General features: G+C 26.2%; 18 protein-coding genes, 1 tRNA gene and 3 pseudogenes. 20 read left to right on the top strand and 2 right to left on the bottom strand.

Annotation, left to right across the window (positions count from 1 at the left end):
* Window positions 1–25: 25 nt before the first annotated feature.
* Window positions 26–526: a DUF4883 family protein gene (locus ACTNAO_RS06195; protein WP_441027545.1), complete on the bottom strand. Its 501-nt coding sequence runs from the start codon at window positions 524–526 to the stop codon at window positions 26–28.
* A 124-nt stretch (window positions 527–650) separates the two neighbouring features.
* On the opposite strand from ACTNAO_RS06195, the gene ACTNAO_RS06190 reads away from it, so the two are divergent.
* The 17 genes and pseudogenes from ACTNAO_RS06190 (at window position 651) to ACTNAO_RS06110 (ending at window position 18,790) form a co-directional block, all read left to right on the top strand.
* Entirely contained in the window at window positions 651–1,652 is a 1,002-nt protein-coding gene (locus ACTNAO_RS06190; RefSeq protein ID WP_441027544.1) for a pyruvate kinase, read from the top strand.
* Between the two features lie 54 nt (window positions 1,653–1,706).
* Window positions 1,707–2,498: a nuclease-related domain-containing protein gene (locus tag ACTNAO_RS06185; protein WP_441027543.1), complete on the top strand. Its 792-nt coding sequence runs from the start codon at window positions 1,707–1,709 to the stop codon at window positions 2,496–2,498.
* Between the two features lie 92 nt (window positions 2,499–2,590).
* Window positions 2,591–2,677 (top strand) — tRNA-Leu (locus ACTNAO_RS06180).
* Window positions 2,678–2,784: 107 nt separating this feature from the next.
* Window positions 2,785–3,498 carry an IMP cyclohydrolase gene (locus ACTNAO_RS06175; RefSeq protein ID WP_441027542.1) on the top strand — a complete coding sequence of 238 codons (714 nt, stop codon included), beginning with the start codon at window positions 2,785–2,787 and terminating at the stop codon, window positions 3,496–3,498.
* Window positions 3,499–3,701: 203 nt separating this feature from the next.
* Window positions 3,702–4,892: an HD-GYP domain-containing protein gene (locus tag ACTNAO_RS06170; protein ID WP_441027541.1), complete on the top strand. Its 1,191-nt coding sequence runs from the start codon at window positions 3,702–3,704 to the stop codon at window positions 4,890–4,892.
* A gap of 38 nt (window positions 4,893–4,930) precedes the next feature.
* The gene (locus tag ACTNAO_RS06165; protein WP_441027540.1) at window positions 4,931–6,373 is read left to right on the top strand and encodes an alpha-amylase; all 1,443 of its coding nucleotides are present in this window, start codon (window positions 4,931–4,933) and stop codon (window positions 6,371–6,373) included.
* 80 nt (window positions 6,374–6,453) lie between these two features.
* A complete protein-coding gene (locus tag ACTNAO_RS06160) occupies window positions 6,454–7,899 on the top strand; it encodes a DEAD/DEAH box helicase (protein WP_441027539.1) in 1,446 nt (481 codons plus the stop codon).
* Between the two features lie 70 nt (window positions 7,900–7,969).
* Window positions 7,970–9,670 carry a sensor domain-containing diguanylate cyclase gene (locus ACTNAO_RS06155; RefSeq protein WP_441027538.1) on the top strand — a complete coding sequence of 567 codons (1,701 nt, stop codon included), beginning with the start codon at window positions 7,970–7,972 and terminating at the stop codon, window positions 9,668–9,670.
* A gap of 195 nt (window positions 9,671–9,865) precedes the next feature.
* On the top strand, window positions 9,866–11,089 hold the full coding sequence (locus ACTNAO_RS06150; RefSeq protein WP_441027537.1) for an NlpC/P60 family protein: 1,224 nt from the start codon (window positions 9,866–9,868) through the stop codon (window positions 11,087–11,089).
* 160 nt (window positions 11,090–11,249) lie between these two features.
* The gene (locus tag ACTNAO_RS06145; RefSeq protein ID WP_441027536.1) at window positions 11,250–13,334 is read left to right on the top strand and encodes a methyl-accepting chemotaxis protein; all 2,085 of its coding nucleotides are present in this window, start codon (window positions 11,250–11,252) and stop codon (window positions 13,332–13,334) included.
* Window positions 13,335–13,835: 501 nt separating this feature from the next.
* Entirely contained in the window at window positions 13,836–14,123 is a 288-nt protein-coding gene (locus ACTNAO_RS06140) for a YjdF family protein (protein ID WP_441027598.1), read from the top strand.
* Entirely contained in the window at window positions 14,096–14,251 is a 156-nt protein-coding gene (locus ACTNAO_RS06135; protein ID WP_441027535.1) for a hypothetical protein, read from the top strand. The genes ACTNAO_RS06140 and ACTNAO_RS06135 overlap by 28 nt, the downstream gene beginning before the upstream one ends.
* A 165-nt stretch (window positions 14,252–14,416) precedes the next feature.
* Window positions 14,417–15,397, top strand: coding sequence for an alpha/beta hydrolase (locus tag ACTNAO_RS06130; protein ID WP_441027533.1), 981 nt, complete (start codon window positions 14,417–14,419; stop codon window positions 15,395–15,397).
* Window positions 15,398–15,499: 102 nt separating this feature from the next.
* A pseudogene (locus ACTNAO_RS06125) lies at window positions 15,500–15,796 on the top strand (GNAT family N-acetyltransferase); the annotation flags it as partial.
* A gap of 387 nt (window positions 15,797–16,183) precedes the next feature.
* The gene (locus tag ACTNAO_RS06120) at window positions 16,184–16,747 is read left to right on the top strand and encodes a class I SAM-dependent methyltransferase (RefSeq protein ID WP_441027532.1); all 564 of its coding nucleotides are present in this window, start codon (window positions 16,184–16,186) and stop codon (window positions 16,745–16,747) included.
* A gap of 10 nt (window positions 16,748–16,757) precedes the next feature.
* Window positions 16,758–17,315 carry an NUDIX hydrolase gene (locus ACTNAO_RS06115; protein WP_441027531.1) on the top strand — a complete coding sequence of 186 codons (558 nt, stop codon included), beginning with the start codon at window positions 16,758–16,760 and terminating at the stop codon, window positions 17,313–17,315.
* A 50-nt stretch (window positions 17,316–17,365) separates the two neighbouring features.
* Window positions 17,366–18,790 carry a hypothetical protein gene (locus tag ACTNAO_RS06110; RefSeq protein WP_441027530.1) on the top strand — a complete coding sequence of 475 codons (1,425 nt, stop codon included), beginning with the start codon at window positions 17,366–17,368 and terminating at the stop codon, window positions 18,788–18,790.
* A gap of 30 nt (window positions 18,791–18,820) precedes the next feature.
* On the opposite strand, the gene ACTNAO_RS06105 is transcribed toward ACTNAO_RS06110, so the two are convergent.
* Window positions 18,821–20,155 (bottom strand): DUF2334 domain-containing protein, encoded by a 1,335-nt coding sequence (locus ACTNAO_RS06105; RefSeq protein ID WP_441046096.1) that lies wholly within the window; start codon window positions 20,153–20,155, stop codon window positions 18,821–18,823.
* A gap of 364 nt (window positions 20,156–20,519) precedes the next feature.
* Between ACTNAO_RS06105 and ACTNAO_RS06100 the strand changes: the two are divergent.
* The 3 genes and pseudogenes from ACTNAO_RS06100 to ACTNAO_RS06090 all read left to right on the top strand — a co-directional run.
* Window positions 20,520–20,726, top strand: a pseudogene (locus ACTNAO_RS06100) (1-deoxy-D-xylulose-5-phosphate synthase N-terminal domain-containing protein); the annotation flags it as partial.
* Window positions 20,716–20,841, top strand: coding sequence for a hypothetical protein (locus ACTNAO_RS06095; RefSeq protein WP_441027528.1), 126 nt, complete (start codon window positions 20,716–20,718; stop codon window positions 20,839–20,841). The pseudogene ACTNAO_RS06100 and the gene ACTNAO_RS06095, both read left to right, overlap by 11 nt.
* A 99-nt stretch (window positions 20,842–20,940) precedes the next feature.
* Window positions 20,941–21,018, top strand: a pseudogene (locus ACTNAO_RS06090) (IS607 family transposase); the annotation flags it as partial.

The raw sequence follows: 21,018 nt of genomic DNA, 5'->3' as shown, positions 1-21,018 counted from the left end.
CAGCTAAATTTGTGGCCTATTTAAATTAATCCTTATAATTATTTTTCTGCCTATTTTCTATAAATGTACAAAAGTTGTAGGGGTTGTACTTTGTAGGAAGAGTATCTGTTTTTATATAATCTTCTGAAAATATACCATCCCATGGATTAATAGAAACTAAAGAAGGACTAAAAATCTTTATTATAAATATTTCACCAGATTCAAATTTTACCTTAAGTTCGTAAGGAATTTCATCTGAAATCTTTTCTAATTCCTCTTCTGATATATAATTTTCATTCTTTGCACTATTTATAAAATTAATTAATATTTTTTTGTCATCATTATTTAATGTAGTAGAGGTGCAAAGATTAGTATTATAAAGTTCTAAAGAGTAATCGTTTTTACTTAAAAGTAGTTTACCTATTTCACATGTATAGTAATTTAATTTGGGCTTTTTTTCAAAATGAATATATTTAGGATTGTTTGCTTTGCAGCCTAAAAGGGTTATTGAAAAGAATATTATAAATAAAAAAAATAACTTTTTCAAAGAAATCTCCTTAATTAATTGTTGTAGTATATTTTTATTTTAAAAAAAAATCAATATGCATAAAGTAATAAAACAAAAAAGAAATCATAAAAATAAAAAGACATTAAGTTTGGGGAGAAAGTAAATGCTTATAATTGCAAGTATTGGACCAGCATCAATTAGTAAAAATATATTAAGAGATATAATTAATTCTGGAGCAGATATTTTAAGGCTTAATTTTTCTCATAATAGAAATGAAGATTTTAGGTTTGTAGTAAGTGCAGCTAGAAGTATAAATAAGAATATACATATTATGCAAGATTTGTGTGGAAGTAAAATAAGAGTGTCAAAAAAATTGTCAAAAACTTTTAAAGTTTTTAAGGGTCAAAAAGTAGTATTTTGTAGTGAAGAAGCTTATAGTAATGAATTTGGAAATAATAAAGATGCTCTTGTTCCAATAACAATAAAAGAAAAGTTAATAGCAGAAATAGAAAGTAAATTTATAACAATGAAGGACAATACAATGGTTTTTGCAGTTAAAAAAATAGAAAAAAACAAAGTATTTTGCATAACAAAAAAAGGAGGAATTATTAGAGCAGATAAAGGATGTAATATAAAAAATATAAATAGGGATGATGTTTTATTATCTGAAAAAGATAAAAAGGATATTCTTTGGGGCTATGAAAACAAAGTAGATATAATAAGTCAATCTTTTGTAGAATCTCCTATAGATATAAAAAATTTAAAAGAATACATTAAAGATTTTAAAGATTTTAATCCTAAAATTTATGCTAAAATCGAATCTAAAAAAGGCATTAAAAATATAAGGGAAATTGCTTCTATATGCGATGGAATTATTATAGGAAGGGGAGACCTTTTACCTGAAACATCTATGTATGAGGTGCCCTTTTATGAAGAATACATTTTAAAAAAATTAAAAAACTACAATACAAAAATTATTTTTGCTACTCATTTGCTTGATAGCATAATAAGAGATTCTAGTCCAAAACTTCCAGAAATTGAAGCTATATATAATATCATAAAAACAAGGGCTGATGGTTTTTTATTAGCAGGTGAAACATCTGTAGGAAAATATCCTGTAAGGGCTGTAAAAATATTAAAGTCCCTTATAGATAAATATGAATAAAATTGATAAAATTGGTGATAATAACTTATATAACATTACAAGTAAGGTGAAAGTATGAGAACTTTAAAGCAGATTATTTATTTGTTGTATGAGATTATTATATCTTATTATGTTTATTGTATTTGTGTATTATTTCTTAAAATAGGGTTTAATGAAATTTCAAGAGATATTTATTTTATATTTTTTGGAATGTTCTTATTGTTTCCTCTTATAAAAAGTTATAAAATTACCAAAGGTACAAATTTATTATTGCTTCAAAATCAGTATAAAATAAACAATAATTTAAAAAAGCTTAAAAATATAAATAAATTATATAATCCCATTCTTAAAAATGAAAATGAAAAACAACAGTTAGATTGTATAGTTATTACAGATAAAGGTGTTTTTAATGTAGTAAGATCTAATTTAAAAGGAAAAATAAAAATATTAAATGATAATGAGTGGTACCAAAAGAATGGAAAAAATTATATAAAAGTAGAATCACCTATAGAAAGAGTAAAAAATTATAGAAAAATCTTAAGAAATGCTTTTAAAGAAGATATAATTTATGATGTTATTGTAATGATGGAAGATAGGGTTAAAATTGAATCAGAAAATAATTCTAATGCTCCAATTATAAGTTACCATGAACTTAAGAAATTTATAAGTGAATATAATAATAAAGAAATTTTTAAATCAGATGAACTTTATGATAAGCTTTATCCATATATATATGAACACAAAGATTCTTCTGGGTATATGAATATTTATAATAAATATATAGAATCAAAATGGAAGTATAGAGGACGTCTTGCAGTAATACTTGTATCGTTTGTTTTTTATATAAAAAATATAATCATAATTTAATACTCTTTTATGTTGGTTAAAAAAATATTGATAAATAAATATTGATAAATAAATTTTACTGTGTTATAATAACATTCGTGCTAGTTTATTAAGCTGGTTTGGCGGAATTGGCAGACGCACAAGACTCAAAATCTTGCGTGGGTGACTACGTGTGGGTTCAAGTCCCACAACCAGCACCAGCATTAAAATGACTTCATGATTATTTTTAATTATGGAGTCTTTTTATTTTTTAATATTTAGTTTATAATATTTTTGATAGTTAAATTATTATGTAAGGAGAGATTAGATGGAATCTATATCTATTGAAAAAGAATTAAGAGAAAATTGTTATCCTGGAAGAGGAATAATAATTGGTAAATCTCAAGATGGTAAAAAGGCAGTAACAGCTTATTTTATTATGGGTAGAAGTGAGAATAGTAGAAATCGTGTATTTGTAGAGGAAAATGAAGGAATAAGAACTGAGGCTTTTGATCCTTCAAAGTTAACAGATCCAAGTTTAATTATATATGCACCAGTTAGAGTATTAGGAAATTCTACAATAGTAACAAATGGAGATCAAACTGATACAGTATATGACTTGATGAAGGAAGGAAAAACATTTGAACAATCTCTAAGAACTAGAGAATTTGAGCCAGATGGTCCAAATTATACTCCACGTATTTCTGGAATATTAAATGTTAAAGATGGGAAATTTGATTATGCAATGTCAATATTAAAAAGTGCAAATGGAAATCCAGAGTGTTGTAATAGATATACTTTTACATATGATAGTCCAATAAATGGACAAGGTCATTTTATTCATACATATAAAACTAATGGAAATCCATTACCAAGTTTTGAAGGTGAACCAAAGTTAATATCTATTCCTAATGATATTGAAAAATTTACTGAAGCATTATGGACAAACTTAAATGAAGATAATAAAGTTTCATTATTTGTAAGATTTATAGATATAGAAACTGGAAAATATGAAACTAAAATAATTAACAAGAATAAATAATTAAAGGCGTGTGCAAATTGATTAATTTTTTAATCATAAGCCACGCTATTTTTTATTATAATTATAGTCTTTAAAATTGTATATGTTGTATATAATAAAAGTGAAATTTTCACCTTTTTTAAAATGATAAACAATGTTATAATATATAATGTTGAAAAAAAATAATAAACAATGGGGGGAAAGGCTATTTGCCTTATTAACATATGATATTAGAAGAACAGTTTTATAATAACAATAGAATGGAAGCAGATAAATGTACAGCATTATGTTTAGATTTATCATTAATTACAATTATAGTAACTTGGATATGTAATAAATTAGGATGTTTTAGTGCTTCTATACCTCAAAATACTATGAATATAGTGTTAAGTATTACAATAATATTGTTAGGTGGTCCTATTATTTTAACAGAAGTATTGAAAATACATAAAATTTGGGTAGCTTATTTAAACATGACAGGACTTGTTATTGTTGTTTCAGTACTTTATTGTGTTTTTAATGTAGAAGCATTATTTGCATTATTATTACCACTATTTGTTGTAGAATTATACTTTGACAAAAAGGTAACTATATATACAATTATTTTGTCTTATTTATCAATAATAGCATCACATTATATAGGAATTTATACTAATTGTATACCTGAAAAAATAGCTGGAACTATTAATACACCTTATGAAGTTACAATTTATGCACTTATTCCAAGGCTTGTAGTATTTTCATCTTTTGTAGTTGTTACTATAGTACTATCTAAAAGGGCTTCTAATATGCTTCAAAAATTATTTGTTACAAATAAAAAAATGCAAACTACTCAAGAAGAACTTGTTAGAAATTTTGCTGAAATAAGCGAATCAAAATCAAGACATACTGGCTCTCACATTAAAAGAGTTGCAAAGTATATGAAATGTATTGCAAAAGCTACTAACTGGGATGATGAAACCTGCGAAAATTTATCAATTGCATCAATGATGCATGATATTGGCAAACTTATGATTCCATCTGAAATAATAGAAAAAAGAGGACCTCTTACTGATGAGGAATTTAACATAATAAAAGAACATGTTATTTATGGTTATGAACTTTTAAAAGATTCGCCAGGGGAAATAATGGAAATGGCAAGTATTATAGCTCTTGAACACCATGAAAGATGGGATGGTACTGGATATCTTGGAAAGAAGGGAGAAGAAATACATATATATAGTAGAGCAATGGCTCTTGTAGATGTATTTGATGCAATGGTATCAAAAAGACCATATAAAGAAAAGTGGCCTATTGAAATAGTTTATGATGAAATAGTATCTCAAAGAGGTAAACAATTTGATCCTAAAATGGTAGATATATTTATAGAACACTTTGACGAATTTAAAGAAATTTTAAGACAATTTCCTGATTAGATTAATAATATTAAAAAAGGCTATATGTAGGTGATATTATGGACAATAAAGTTATGATGCAGTACTTTGAATGGTATCTGCCAAGTGATAAAACATTGTGGAGAAATGTAAAAAAAGATGCAGCTCATTTGAAAGAACTGGGAATTACTGAGGTTTGGCTTCCACCAGCATATAAGGGAGCTAGTGGTGTTACAGATGTTGGCTATTCTGTTTATGATTTGTATGATTTAGGAGAATTTTATCAAAAAGGATCTCTTGAAACAAAATATGGGTCAAAGGATGAATATTTAGAGGCTATAAATGAACTTCACAAAAATAATATTAAGGTTTATGCTGACACTGTTTTAGGTCATAGAACAGGAGCTGACGAGCTTGAAAAAACTTATGCTGTAAAAGATGATCCTTATAATAGAAATGAAACTATTGGAAAAAAGAGAAAAGTACAAGTTTGGACAAAGTTCGATTTTTGGGCAAGAAATGGTAAGTATTCTAACTTTAAATGGAATTGGACTAATTTTCATGGTGTTGATTATGATGAACTTAATCATGAAAATGGAATATTTAGATTTATAGATAAAGAATGGGATAAGGATGTAGATAAGGAACTTGGTAATTATGATTATCTTCTTGGTGCTGATGTGGATATGGATGATGCAGAAGTAATTGAAGAGTTAAATAATTGGGGGAAGTGGTATTTAGATTTTACAGGAATTGATGGATTTAGGTTAGATGCAGTAAAGCATATTAAGTTTTCATTTTATAATGACTGGATTAAAAATATGCGAAAGCATTCAGATAAAGAACTTTATGCTGTAGCAGAATATTGGAGTGGAAATTTAGAGGCCCTTAAAAATTATATTAGTAAAACTAGCAGGCAAATAAAAGTATTTGATGTGCCTCTCCATTATAATATGTTTAAAGCTACTAAAGATTTTGATAATTTTGATATGAGAACTATTTTTGATGGTACTGTTGTAAAGGAAGATGAAGAAATGGCAGTAACCTTTGTAGATAATCATGATAGTCAATATGGTCAAGGATTAGAATCATGGATAGGTGAGAATTTTAAGGACATGGCTTATGCACTTATTCTTTTAAGAAAAGGTGGAGATCCATGTATATTTTATGGTGATTTATATGGAGTTAAATGTCAAAATATAAATAAAACAAGACATTTGGAAGAACTTTTAAGGGTTAGAAGATTATATGCATATGGCAAAGAAGAAGATTACTTTGATGATAAAAATGTAATAGGATGGACTAGATTAGGAGATAATGAACATGAGGGTTCTGCTGTTGCAGTTATTATGTCAAATGGAAAGGAAAAATCAAGCAAAAAAATGTTTATAGGAAGTAAATTTGCAGGAAACATTTTTTATGATTATCTTGGTAATGTAGAAAAAACAGTTACTATTGATAAAGAAGGATATGGAATATTTAATGTTAATGAAAAAAGTTTATCAGTATGGGTAAGAAAATAAATTAAAATATTATAATTACATAAAATATTGGGGATTTAAAAAATCCCTTTTTTTTATTAATTAATAAGGATGGTAATGAAGTGAAAAAAGGATTTGAAAAGTTTAATTTAAGTGAAGAAATATTAAAGGCTCTGCATTTACTTGGATATAATAGTCCAACTAAAATTCAAGATAAGGTAATAGGTGAAGTATTACTTAATAAGGATTTAATAGTAAAAGCTCAAACAGGTAGTGGGAAAACAGGATCATTTGTTATTCCTTTGTGTGAAAAAATAAAATGGGAAGAAAATGATCCACAAGTACTTATTTTAGCACCTACTAGAGAACTTGCTATTCAAATACAAAAAGATGTTAAGAACATTGGAAGATATAAAAGAATAAAAGGGGTTACTTTATATGGTAAGGCTCCCTTTAAGGATCAAGAAAGAGAATTAAAAAGCAAAACTCATGTGGTAATAGGAACTCCAGGAAGAGTTTTAGATCATATGGATAGAAAAACATTAAATACAAAAAATATAAAATATGTTGTTATAGATGAAGCAGATGAAATGCTTAATATGGGGTTTATTAAACAAATAGAAGCTGTTTTTAGAAGGCTTAATAAAAAGAGAGTTACACTTTTATTTTCTGCTACAATAAAAGATGAAATTAGAAATCTTGCATGTAAAAATTTATATAAGCCATTAAATATAGAAATAGAAAGTGATAAACTTATTACTGATAATATTGATCATTATTTAATAAGAACAACTAATGCAGAAAAGGATGACTTTTTATTAAGATTATTAATAAAGGAGAAACCTGATACAGCTGTTATTTTTTGTAGAACAAAAGAAAATGTAGATAAAGTATTTAAATTATTAAAGGATGAATCATATTCAGTAGATAAAATTCATGGTGGTATGATGCAAGCTGATAGAATAAAGTCTATGGAAAATTACAAAAGTGGTAAATTTAGAATATTAGTAGCTACTGATGTAGCAGCAAGAGGTATTGATGTAGAAAATATCACACATGTTATTAATTATGATATTCCAATGGAATTAGATTCGTATGTCCATAGAATTGGTAGAACAGCAAGGATAGGGAAAAGTGGTAAAGCTATTACTATAATAAGTGAATATGAGGAACAATTCCTTCAAAAGCTTCAAGAATATATTGGTATAAATCTTACTGAAATAAATAAGGATAAACTTATGTGTTCTAAGGAAGAAGTTCAAAAGGCTAATGAAATATTAAGTGAAAAACCAAAGGAAAAGGATAAGAAAGATAAAAATTTAGATAAAAATATTACAAAGATATTTTTAAATGGTGGGAAGAAGAAAAAAATAAGGGTACTAGATATTGTGGGAACCATATCTAACATTGAAGGAATTTCTTCTGATGATATAGGTATTATAGATGTAAAGGATAATTGTAGCTATGTTGACATACTTAATGGAAAAGGAAAACATGTTTTAGATGTTCTTGAAAATAAGACTATAAAAGGAAAAAAACTTAAGGTGGAAATTGCAAAAGAGAAATAAATATTATTATAAAGTGGTATAATAAAAATGGATTATTAATTAATAATAATTAAAATAGTGGGGAATTAAAATGAAAAGATACAATATGCAAATTATTTTTTCGAAATTGAATATTATTATTGGTATGAATTTTATATTGCTTTTTATAATTCTTTTTGCTTATGTTGGTGAAAATGATACTATAAGAGTTTATTTATTAGCTATACTTGGATTTTCATTTATTTTAGAAGAAATAACTAAGGAATTAACTGGTGAATACAGTTATATTTTTATTAAAGCAATGAATTTAATTAAGCAGCTATTAATAGTTTTTTTATTCTTTTTGTTAAAGGATATGTTTTTAATGTCTGTATATTGTTTTTCTATACATATTTATACATCGCTTCAATTATTGCTTGTTTTTAAAAATACTAATATAAAACATCGTGTATATGCTTTTGGGCAAATAGTTATTTCATTATTTATTGTTTTTGGGGTAGAAGTATATAAGAAATGTATATCATTAGATGAACTACTAGTATGTGTTTTATTGTTTATTACATATGTATTTATGCTTAAAGTTGTTGAAAAGTATTTACGTATTAGCGACAAAATTATATTAAATAGTGATATTAATGTAGTTTCAGTATGTGAAAATGATAATACAATAATAGAAGATGAATCTCGTGCCTCTTCTAAGGTAATATCAAGAATGCTTGGAATAAAAGAAAGTGATGCTTCAAATTTTAAATATCATAAGGAAATAGATATTGAGAATTTTAAGAAATTTAGCCAAAATATAGATATATCTAATGAAATTAAGTCTTTAGTTAATGAACTTATGAAAAAAATTAAAGGTACTCATTTTGTTTTAGTATTTCTTGAAAATGACTCTCAAAAAACAGTTAATACAATGGGCATAGAAACAGTAATAGGAAGAGATTTAGTAAATAGAACAAAAGAAGCTGTTAATAATGGATTATTTAAAGATATTTTTAATACTAAAAGCACTGTTATAGATAATAATATTGATTATAATAAATACAAATTTTTAAAAAAAGAAGATGGTATAAAATCTATATTATTTACTCCTTTATTAAAATATGATTTAATTGTTGGATGGTGTGTATTAGCATCAAAAAATGAGGGATTTTTTAAGGAAAGTGAATTGATGTTTTATGAAATTTTAACTGACGAAATTATACCAAGATGTGAAGAAATATATTTATTTAAACAAATGGAACAATTAGCAATTAGAGATTCTCTTACAGGAGTATATAATAGAAGGTATTTAACAGAATTATTTAATGAAATATCAAATGAAGTAAGAAGTATAAAGAGTAATAAATTTAAGATGTCTATTATATTGTTTGATTTAGATAGATTTAAAAGAATTAATGATACATATGGACACTTATTTGGAGATACAGTAATAAAGGTTTGTGCAAATATTGCCAAGGATATAGCTTCAAAAAATAATGGAATAATATCAAGATATGGTGGCGAAGAATTTGTTATTATATTTCCAGGAAAGAATGTAGAGGAAACACAGAAAATTGTAAAAAATATAATGGATGAAATAAGCAATTTTGAATTTGTTGTAAATGAAAAAGTAGTTAATGTAAATATAAGTGTTGGAATAACTGCTTATCCTGAAATTACAAAGGAAATTGAAAACTTATTAAAGGAAGTTGATTGGGCTATGTACTATTCAAAACAAAATGGCAGAGGTATTGCTACTGTATATAGTAACAATGTATTAAAATATTTGAAAATGATAGGTGAAATATAAAAATTATAAATTAACAAAATGTTAAATATATACTTTCATTTATAAATATAGTAAGATAATGTGGTATAATTAAATAGTAATTTAATATCATTAAATTTCTATTTAATTATTTTTTAAATTTTATTACAAAAAAAGTAATCTAAGAATTTATTTTGTAAAAAATATATAATATATTAATAAAAGAGGTAGAGAGTAATGTATAGTAGCAAACTAAGAACAGTTGTAGTAATATCATGCATTTTAATGACAAGCTTTACATGGAACACTATTGCATATGCAACACCTAGTGTAGCAGATGAACAAATTCAGCAACATGATGAATTGGACAAGCAATATAATGAAAATGAAGCAAGTATACTTAATTTAGAAACTGAAATACAAAAAATAGATAATGAACTTTCTATGTTAACATTAGAAATGGAAAAAACTCAAAGTGATCTTAATGAAATTAATAAAAATCTTGAAACTGAAAATAAAAATTTAGAAGATGCAGAAAAATTAATGGATAGTCGTATAAGAGAAATATATAAAAATAAAAGTACTTCAATTAATTATCTTGAATTTTTAATGAAGTCAGATAGTTTAGGTGATTTTTTACTTAGAGTAGATTGTGCAGTTAAATTAGCAGATACTGATAAAAAGAATGTTGAAAATATTGAAGAGTTAAAGGAAAATATTGAAAAAAACAAGGAGGAACAGGAAAATCTTAAAACTCAGCAACAAAACCAGCAACAGGAATTAGATAATAAGAAAAATCAATCTAATGAAAAAATGAAAGAACTTATTGAAATAAGAGCAAAAACTCAAACATCTATTAAAGATACTGAAATAGCTATGGTTGAGCCTCTTATAAATCTTGCTAATTCATCTCAATCTATTGAAGAATTAAATGGAATTATTTCTGCATTAGAAGGTGTAAAGCCTAAAATAAAAACACAGGAAATATTAGATAAAATAAATAAGGCAATAGAAGAGATTAAAACAAAGGTATCAGGACTTGTTGGCCATGGAGAAACTCCACCTGCATCAACAAATGCAATTGTATTAGAAGCTTATAAATATTTAGGAATACCATATCTTTGGGGTGGAGATAATCCTGCAACTGGTATGGATTGCAGTGGATTTACAAGTTATGTATATAGACAATTTGGATATGAAATAACTAGAACAACTTACACACAAGTAAAAGTTGGTACAGAAGTTGAAGTTTCACTAGATAAGCTTCAACCAGGAGATTTGTTGTTTTTTGGTGACAAATCTGCACCACATCATGTAGCTATATATGTAGGTAATAACATGTATATCCATGCACCACAAACTGGTGATGTAATAAAGGTATCTTCTGGTGCATTAAGGGCATGCACTGCAAGAAGGATAGTTAATAGTAAAGATGTAATGAAAAAGAATTCACAAAATTAGAAAAGTAAGAGGTTGAGATAGCAGTTGAAAATTATTATCTCAACCTTATTTTTTTGACTATTTTTATAAAAAGAAATTGTAGAATGTCGTAAAACAGTTAAGATATAGAAAATAAGTACGAAAATTAAAGTGGAATTTTAAAATTATGGGGGAATTATGTATGATAAAGATAAGAACAAAAATAGTTGCAGCTATTTCTGCAATATCTATAATTTCTGTTATTTCTGTAACTACTATTGCCACTGCAAATATAAAAAGCATATTAAAAGATTCCACAGGAGAAAATATACAATTAGAATGTGTAAGTAATGGTAATGAAATTAATAGTACAATTTCTGCAATAGAGCAGGCTGTAAATACAATGAATGATATTGCAGTAAATAATCTAAAGGATCTTAATACTTTTAAGGTAGATAATAATTATGTAAATAACTATGTGGAACAGATGAAAAGTTCATTTAAGGAAATTGCAAGTAATACTAATGGAGCTTTAACTTATTATATTAGATTTAATCCTGATTATACAAATCCAACATCAGGAATATTTGCATCTAGGAATACTAATGAAGCTGATTTTAATGATTTAGTACCTACTGATTTTAGTATGTATAGTAAAGATGATTTAGAACATGTTGGTTGGTATTATGTGCCTATTAATAATAATAAAGCAACATGGATGGATCCCTACTATAATGATAATATTAATAAATATATGATTTCTTATGTTGTACCATTAAAGGTAAATGGAGTGACAATTGGAGTAGTAGGAATGGATGTGGATTTTGATGTTATAAAAAACATAATAGGCAAAGATGAAAATTCTGACTATGGATTTTTACTAGATAGTAGTAATAATATAATATATCATCCTGACTTTAATGATATTTTAAGTTTAAGTGAAGTAGATAATGGATCTTTGAAGGAAATTCAAAATTATATTGAAAATGGTGAAAAGTCTAATGAAGTAATTCAATATAAATACAAAAATGAAAACAAAAGACTAGTATATACAAAATTAACAAATGGAATGATATATGCTTTTACTATTCCATATAGTGTTATTACACATAAAATTAATAGCATTATGATAAGGCTTATAATTATTAGTACTCTAGTATACATTGTGGCAATAATAGCAGCAGAAGTTTTAGGAAGAAAATTATCTAAACCAATATCAAGGGTAACTGAAATGATAAAAAAGGGTGGCAAATTAGATTTTAGTTTTGATAATAACTATAAAAATTTATCAAAGTATAGAGATGAAATAGGAGAACTTGCTAAGGCATATGAAAATATGAGAAAAGAAATAGTAAATTTAATTAGCCAAATGAAAGATAATGTACTTAATTTGAACAATAATAATGTAAAAATATCAGAAGATAGTTCAGTTATGGAAAATCACGCTAATGGGATGGAAGAAGATGTTAGTAATATACTTTCAGAAATTCAAAAGTCAAGTGAAGCTACTGAAACTATAACTGTTTCTATAAGTGAAGTAAGAAAAGCTGTTAGGGCCTTATCAGATAAAGCTCTTGAAAGTAGTAATAATTCATTAAGTTCAAAAGAAAGAGCTTTAAATGTTAAAAATAAAGGTGAAGAATCAACAAATACAATTAACAATGTTTATAAAGAAAAACTTGAAAAATGTAATAGAGCAATAGAAGAAGGTAAAATAGTTAAGGAAATAGAAGTTATGGCTGAAACTATAGAAGAAATATCAGAACAAACAAATCTTCTTGCATTAAATGCAGCTATTGAATCTCAAAGGGCAGGAGAAGCAGGAAAAGGTTTTGCTGTAGTTGCAGAGGAAGTTAGAACTCTTGCAGAAGCATCTAAAGATGCTGTAGTAAGTATAAAAGAAACTATTAAGAAAGTGGAAAAATCATTTGAAGATTTATCAAATAATAATATGGAAATTCTTCAGTTTGTAGGAAATGATGTATTAGATGAATTACAATTTATAAAGAAAACAGGTGATGAGTATTACAGTGATGCTGATAGCGTTAACAATATTTCAGAAGATTTAGCTTCTATGTCAGAGGAACTTTCAAGTGTAATAGATGAAGTTAATAATCTTGTTATAACTTCAAATGATGCAGCACAAAATTCTTGTGACAGTGCTGGTAATATTTCAGGTTTAATTAAAGAAAATATTGAACATATAGAAAAGGTAATTGAAGCGCTAAATAAGGAACAAGAAGTATCAGAAAATATAAGCAAGCTTATAGATAAATTTAAATATTAATTACATTTTGTGTAAATATTATTCTCCATTACTATTTTCATTTTAATTTGTAATGGAGATTTTTTATTATTATTAATTACAGTTTTGTTATAATGGCAATTGCACAAGGCATTTTTCCTTTAATCAAAATATAGTCTATGTTTTTATACTTAGTTTTTTCAAAGAATTGTTTATATGAAGAAAAATCAAACTGATTTTTAAAATTAGCTCCAAACTTTTTCAGACAGTGAATGAATAGACTTGGTTTTCTGAAAGTCATGGTATACACCTATTTACTTTTTTGAAATAATCTATGTACTCCTGCCCATATATACTAGTTGTAATTGTCAATCTATATTTTTGTACTTTTAATTATAGGAATATGTTATAAAAAGCATATGCAATTATTCCAATATAAGGTATAATAAGTTTAATAAATTGTTTTTTTGATGATTAATATGTTAATTGTGCCATAGGGCTTGATTATAAATGCAAAGATAAAAAAGCAATGTACATTCAAAAATACTATTTAGTTTACAGTTTAGTCTAGCTGTTGATACTGTTGTAAAGGACATAAAAAGAAATCCTAAGAGGATGCAGCGTGAAGTGAAAAAGCAGATGAGGGAAAATGGCATTGGAACAAAATCTCAGCAAGCATTGAAATTACAACGGCAGCAGAGCAAACAGGAGTGCAAAGCAAGAAAACGAAAGAAAAGAGAAGTGGATAAGCAACGAATGTTTGAACTGAAACAGCAAAAGAAAAGAGAAAAGCATAAGGGCATTTGTTTCCTAGAAGAAGTGGAGATATAGAAGACTATGGAAATAATGGAAAGGGACCTGTTTGGTGGTATTCCATGAACAAAATGTATAGTAATGATAATAGACCCTCAAATGAAGAGTTGGAAGAAATGAAGTCAAGGTGCAACTGTAATGACTGAATTGTTGGCAAGGAATAAAGTGCAGATTGATTATGCTTTTTTAGATGGATTATATTGTAGCACATTAAGGAAAATTGAGTGGTATATGTTCGTCTATTTTATAACATCATATATGGCTATTCCTATATTTTTAGCCATTTTGTAGTTGTAGGGGGAAAAGGATATATGAGTAAAAAAGTAAAAGTAATATGGATAATTGTGTGTGTCATATATTTGATTATTATCCCAATTATTATTGCAATTATACATAGCATAGTAATGGGAAAATATACATATGCCAAGTATGATTCTGATAAATACTTGCTGTATGCAGATATTGCAGATAAATATCCTCGTGAAGAAATAAAGATTCCATCTGGAAATAATATTTTATCAGCGTATCTTTATGGAAAAGAGAATACGAAGGGTGTCATCATTGTTGCACCAGGGCATGGCGATTCAAATGATATAAAATTATATGAAGTTCGATATTTTGTAGATGCAGGATATCAAGTGCTTGGATTTGATTATACAGGATGCTATACAAGTGAAGGTAAGAGATTAGGTGGGTATACTCAGGCAGTATACGATTTGGATTCAATACTTACATATTGCGATAATAATGATTCATTTTCTAATTTGCCTATATACTTGTTTGGCCATAGTATGGGAGGATATGCGGTAACCACAATTTTGAATTTTGAACATAGAGTGGATGCAGTTGTTTCTGCATCTGGATTCAACTCGGCTTCTGAACAGTGGGAGTGCTCTGTAAAGCGATTTATAAGATTTGCATATCCAATTATAAGACCATTAAATCTTGCATTTATATATTTTGAATATGGTGAGGACAAGGATTTATCGGCAATAGATGGAATTAATACGGTAGATATTCCTGTACTTGTCATATCCGCAGATAAAGATGTTTTTTATAATGAAAAAAGAAGTGCTATTTATGAAAAAAGAGATTTAGTTAAAAATAAAAAATGTAAATTTATGTTAATGAATAAGCCGAATCACAATGAACATTATACATATTTTTTGACAGATGCAGCACTTCAATATCAAAAAAGCAATCCTTCCGAAAATATCGACAAAGAGTTATATATGGAACATGATGAACAAATATTAAGTATGATTATTAATTTCTTTGACACTTCAAGGTAAAAAAAGAGCAGATATTAGTAATATTCTGTTTGGAAGGTCAAAGCTATTGGATATTATGCCATAGTTTATGGAATGAGGGTTAATTAAAGCAGTTTATACTTTGTTGCTGAAGTTGATAGTGCAATAGTTGGAGTTGTATGGATTCGTATTATGAATGACTATGGTCATGTTGATAATCAGACTCCATCCTTTGCTATTTTGTTTTTGAAAGAATATCGCAATTATGGAATAGGTACTGAGTTAATGAAAAGGATGTTGGCTCAGTTGAAAGAATGTGGGTATAAACAATCTTCATTATCAGTGCAAAAGCAGAATTATGCTGTAGGGATGTATAAAAAAGTTGGTTTTCAAATTATTGATGAAAATGAAGAAGAATATATAATGGTTTGTAAATTATAGTGGATATTTAAGTATGAATTAAACAATCTTATTTAATGTGAAATTAACAATTGCTTAGTTGAGGCCCAAAGCATTGACATAATTGAGTTCTTATATAAGTATAGGTGTAAGCTTTGAAAGTGGAGCTTGTCCACCCATACAATATATAATTAAAATTTTTACCACGAAGGAGTAAAAATGTCTTAAATTCTTAATCATTAATTATTAATTATTAATTATTAATTATTAATTATTAATTATTAATTATTAATTATTAATTAACCGAAGTTATAAGTGATAAAGAATAAAAGGATTAATGAAGTAAATATTTGAAGCAACATTTAAAAATAAGATAATATATGTGTATAATTAATATGTAAAAATTTTAATATTTTAGAGGTAGTAATTATGAAAAGAATAACAATTACAGATTGGTCTCACCAAATAGTAAAGAAATATGTAAAAGAGGGCGATAATTGTATAGATGCAACTGCAGGAAAAGGAAATGATACGCTTTTTTTGTCTAATTTAGTAGGAAAAAGTGGGAAGGTGCTATCTTTTGACATTCAACAGGAGGCTGTAGAGGCTACAAAAAAGTTATTATTAGATAGTAAAATTAGTTGTAATTATAATGTTATTTTAGATAGTCATGTAAATATGGATAAGTACATATTTAAGGATTCTGTAAGTGCAGTAATGTTTAATTTAGGATATCTTCCAGGCGGTAATCATAACATACAAACAAAATATAATACTACCATTGAAGCTATTAATGTAGCTCTTGAGCTTCTAAAAGCAGGAGGCATTATAAGTATATGTATATATAGTGGTGGTGATAGTGGTTTTATAGAAAAAGACAAGGTACTTGAATATTTAAGAAAATTAGATAATAAAAAATATCTTGTAATTTATAATGAGTTTTATAATAAACCTAATAATCCTCCAATACCAGTATTTATATTTAAACTTTAGGAGGAAAATTATGGAGTATTTTGATATACTAAATGAAGATGGAACAAGAACAGGAAAAATCAAAGAAAGATCCCTTGTACATAGGGATGGAGATTTACATGGAAGTGTAAGAATTTATATTTTTAGAAAAAGATATAATAGTAAAAAAATTGAAATTTTACTTCAAAAAAGAAGTGATAATAAAGATTCATTTCCTGGATGTTTTGATGTATCCTCGGCAGGACATGTTGATGTAGGAGAAGAATTTATAGATGCAGCAGTAAGAGAATTAAAGGAAGAATTAGGTATAGAGGCAAAAAAAGAAGATTTTATATTTCTTTTCACACAAAAACTTATGGCAAAAGATGTGTTTCACGGTAGTATTTTTGTAAGTAATGAAATAAATAATGTATATGTTTTAAAAGATAATGTAGATGTATCTTATATACATTATGAAGAAGATGAAATTCAAGATATATTGTGGATGGACACAAAAGAATTGTTATGCAATTTACAAAATGCAAACAAGAAATTTTGTATAAGTTTAGAGGAATATGAAAAAGTATTAAAAAGCCTTAGTATAATCTAATGTATTTCTTTTTGCAGTGATATTATTAGTAAATTACTTGGGGGTAGGTTATGGCAAATATATTTGATGGGTTAAAAAATATTTCAAAAGAAGATTTAGCACAGGAAGTAGCTATTTTAGAAACAATAAATTCAAAGAGTATAACCAAAATAATGGCACAAAGATTTGGAAAACAATTTTTAGAAGCTTCAAATAGTATTGCAAAATTATTAGGAAAAAGGGATGATATTAAATTTCAAGAAATTAATGAAATACCTATATTAATTAGCAATACTGAAAAGGAATTAAGAGATCTTCCAATGAAGTACGTTCTTAAAAGATATATATCAATTCTTATAGATAAAGCTGAATTTAACTTAAAGCAGACAAATAAGGAAGCTTTATATGAAAATTTAGCTGTTAAAATGATAAATGAGGCTGCTATTATCTTTAACATACCACAGTGTTATACCCCTGCAATGAAAGCGGATACGATATTTGTAAAATACGTTGATAATATGAAAAGGTTGATTAATAATAATGAAAAGCTTTCTGCATATAGTAAAAGATTAAATAGAGAGCTTCTTGCAAGAGAAGTAAAAGTACTTGTGAAAGCTTCCCAAAGTACAATGACACCTAGATTTAAAAATATGCCAAGCTTTATAAAAAGTGCTGTTGTACGTGAAGATGCCCTTAAAAGTTATAATAATTACTGTGAACTTTATAAAAAGCTTACGGAATATAAAGAAGAACTTAAAGGTGATGAAATAATACTAAAAAAGTACAGAGACCAGGATGAAAAAATTCAAATTAAATTTGATAAAGAAAAAGAAATTATAAAAAGATATAAAATAGAATTAGAAAATTTAAAGAGAAAAAGAGTACAAATTGAATTAGAAAAGGCATATAAGGGCAATGAATTTTCAGAATGTCTACAACAGTTAAAATACGGATTTAATGAAAGCAACGAAAACTTAAGAGATAGAAAAGATAGGTTAAAAGAGGAAATAATATTTTTAAATGCAAACTTAAATAAGGTTATAAGTGAATATAACTATAAACTTAATTATGTAGAAGAATTTAAAAGAAAAATAAATAATTTAACAGATGATAGTATAATATACGAAGGATCAAAAATTGAAGCAAGGTATCATGATTTAACAAGGGAATATGATAAATTGCAAGTGGAAGTAACAGAAATATATGAATATAGAAAACATGAACTTTTAAATAGGTGGAGTATAGCTTTTGAAACGTTTAGATTTACAGAAGAGGTTATAAATCAATCACTTCTATTAAATCCACTTAATGATTTATTATATTTTGAAAGAATTCTTACAGAATTAAAAGGATATTTTGATAAAACAGCTATAAGTAGTGGTAAAAAGGACAATGTATATTTTATTAAAGCTGCATTTAATGGTAATGAAAAAAATATTTATTATAAGATTTTAAGCGAACCAGTAAAACAAATAGAAATTATACGAATTAATTAAAGTAAAATAAAAAAAGCCCTAGGGCTTTTTTTATTCTATATCTGTTACATGAATTGTTGCATAATGGTTATCATTAATTAATTTTGTTATTCTATAAAGAGGAGAAGAAGCACTATAATCAACATTTAATTTATCTCCATCAATAGAAAAATTAACAAAATCAAGTTCTACAGATGGATGATAGAAGAAGCTGTTAAGCTTTGTGGGATTATTAGCTTTTAAACCATTTTCTATAGATGATATATCATTTGGATCATTTACATATCCAAGAGCAGTTGGAATGTAAATATTTGTATCATTAGGACTATAAATATTTGTTTTATTATTGTCATATGGTTCATAAACATATTTAAAATATTCATTAATTATATTTTTTTGAAGGTCTGTATCTTTATAATGAGCACTTTCATAAAAACTTATTGGAATATTTAAAGCTGAAGCTGTATCTATACCAGATTCAATAACTTGTCTACATTCTTCCTCTGTGTTATTAGTGTTTTGATCCATATCTTCTCCAACAGCACTTCTTTCATCACCATGTTGATGAGTATAACCATGAAGACCTATTTCTCCATCTTTATTAAGCATATAATCAAGTATGTTTATAAAACCTGCATTAACCATGTTTTCATTTGTTAATAAGTCATTGTCAATGTTACTATCAGGAGCCTTAAATCTAGGTATCCAGCCTGTATGAAATTTTATGCCGTTTTTATACAATAGATTAACCATTAATTTTACTCTTGTTTGGTTGTCTGATTTTAAATTTGTATCACCGCATGTAAAGTCTTCAAATCTTACAAGGGCAATTTTATCTGTAGTAGTATCATTACTATTTACTTTAGAATTTGTAAGATCACTATTATCTAGAAGAGTTATTGTATTGTCACTTGAATTAAATACAGCAAATAAATCAAATATATTTTCTATATCAGATACTGAAATAAAAGGATTATTATTATATGTTAATAAATCTCCTCTTAGTTTTTTTACAGCTGAATTGTAGGTAAAGCTGTTTTCTGATAAATATATATCCTTATCTCCATTTGATAAAGTATAAATATTGTTAGCCTTTTTTATAGAATAATTAAGAGCATTACATATGTCTTTTAATGGGAAGTAATACCTTTGAGCTTTAAATAATACAATGTTAGAATTTATAATTGTATTATTTAATAGGTTTAGAGATACTCCATTTACTTCAGATATTTTTTGATCTGAAAAATTAAGCTTCGAAGTATAATTACTTGTGAAAATTTGTTTGGTAGGGTTTGTAGTTTTTAAATTTCCATCTTTCATGTAAATTGAATATTTTGTTAATAAATTATGTTTTGATATTGGATTATAAAAAAATATTCCAATCATAATTATCACTAATAGTGGCACAATAAAAGTATAAGATGGAACTTTTTTTATTTTTCTTTTTTTTAAACTCATAAAGAATACTATATATAAAATTATATATAGTCACACCTCCTTAGAATCCCGTTATTTTAAAGTAGAAAAAGCAACAAAAATATATTATCTTTAAAATATATTTTGAATAATATTATTATACATCAAATTATTCAAAAATAAATAAATTATTACATAAATAACAACAAAAAAACTTGACTTAGAGTTAACTCTAAGTGGTAAATTTAAATATGTATAAATATTAATTAGAAATGGAGTGATATTTGTGATAAATATTTTAAACAAAGTGAATGAACCAAAAGATTTGAAAAAATTAAATAAAGAAGAATATGATACTGTTACAGGATATACAGAACCAATAGAAAGCTATCATGATTTCTTTGCAGTAGGTCATACATCCACATCAGTAAGTCTTGCTTGTGGATTGGCTAAGGCAAGAGATTTAAAGGGAAATAAAGAAAATATAATAGCTGTAATAGGAAATGGATCATTAAGTGGTGGTGAAGATTATGAAGGTATTGAATTTTGGAGCAACAAAAAAATTTACAGATAAGGTTCCATTACAGGAGCTTTTAGAAAGATATCATTTAACAAAAGACTTAATAGTTTCAGACATTATGAAAATACTTAAATAAAAGGAGAATATTAATAGTTATTAAAAATATATTCAAATATAATCAAATGTAATATAATATATTTAGGGGGTGATTATATTTGAGTAAAAATTATAAACCAAAAGAATTTGCTATACAAGAGTTTCAACTTCTAATCAAAAAGATGATTTAAAAAATCAAGTAGAATTTCTTAGACAA

The sequence above is a fragment of the Clostridium sp. HCP1S3_C6 genome (assembly GCF_052066735.1).
Taxonomy (GTDB): domain Bacteria; phylum Bacillota; class Clostridia; order Clostridiales; family Clostridiaceae; genus Clostridium.
Note: the sequence above shows the minus strand (reverse complement) of the source record. Positions and strands in the feature narration are given on the sequence as shown.

Excerpts from the sequence above, each read along its gene's own strand:
- ACTNAO_RS06190 (WP_441027544.1), top strand. The coding sequence starts at position 651 with ATGCTTATAATTGCAAGTATTGGACCAGCATCAATTAGTAAAAATATA.
- ACTNAO_RS06185 (WP_441027543.1), top strand. The coding sequence starts at position 1,707 with ATGAGAACTTTAAAGCAGATTATTTATTTGTTGTATGAGATTATTATA.
- ACTNAO_RS06175 (WP_441027542.1), top strand. The coding sequence starts at position 2,785 with ATGGAATCTATATCTATTGAAAAAGAATTAAGAGAAAATTGTTATCCT.
- ACTNAO_RS06170 (WP_441027541.1), top strand. The coding sequence starts at position 3,702 with ATGATATTAGAAGAACAGTTTTATAATAACAATAGAATGGAAGCAGAT.
- ACTNAO_RS06165 (WP_441027540.1), top strand. The coding sequence starts at position 4,931 with ATGGACAATAAAGTTATGATGCAGTACTTTGAATGGTATCTGCCAAGT.
- ACTNAO_RS06155 (WP_441027538.1), top strand. The coding sequence starts at position 7,970 with ATGAAAAGATACAATATGCAAATTATTTTTTCGAAATTGAATATTATT.
- ACTNAO_RS06150 (WP_441027537.1), top strand. The coding sequence starts at position 9,866 with ATGTATAGTAGCAAACTAAGAACAGTTGTAGTAATATCATGCATTTTA.
- ACTNAO_RS06145 (WP_441027536.1), top strand. The coding sequence starts at position 11,250 with ATGATAAAGATAAGAACAAAAATAGTTGCAGCTATTTCTGCAATATCT.
- ACTNAO_RS06130 (WP_441027533.1), top strand. The coding sequence starts at position 14,417 with ATGAGTAAAAAAGTAAAAGTAATATGGATAATTGTGTGTGTCATATAT.
- ACTNAO_RS06120 (WP_441027532.1), top strand. The coding sequence starts at position 16,184 with ATGAAAAGAATAACAATTACAGATTGGTCTCACCAAATAGTAAAGAAA.
- ACTNAO_RS06115 (WP_441027531.1), top strand. The coding sequence starts at position 16,758 with ATGGAGTATTTTGATATACTAAATGAAGATGGAACAAGAACAGGAAAA.
- ACTNAO_RS06110 (WP_441027530.1), top strand. The coding sequence starts at position 17,366 with ATGGCAAATATATTTGATGGGTTAAAAAATATTTCAAAAGAAGATTTA.
- ACTNAO_RS06105 (WP_441046096.1), bottom strand. The coding sequence starts at position 20,155 with ATGATTGGAATATTTTTTTATAATCCAATATCAAAACATAATTTATTA.
- ACTNAO_RS06095 (WP_441027528.1), top strand. The coding sequence starts at position 20,716 with ATGAAGGTATTGAATTTTGGAGCAACAAAAAAATTTACAGATAAGGTT.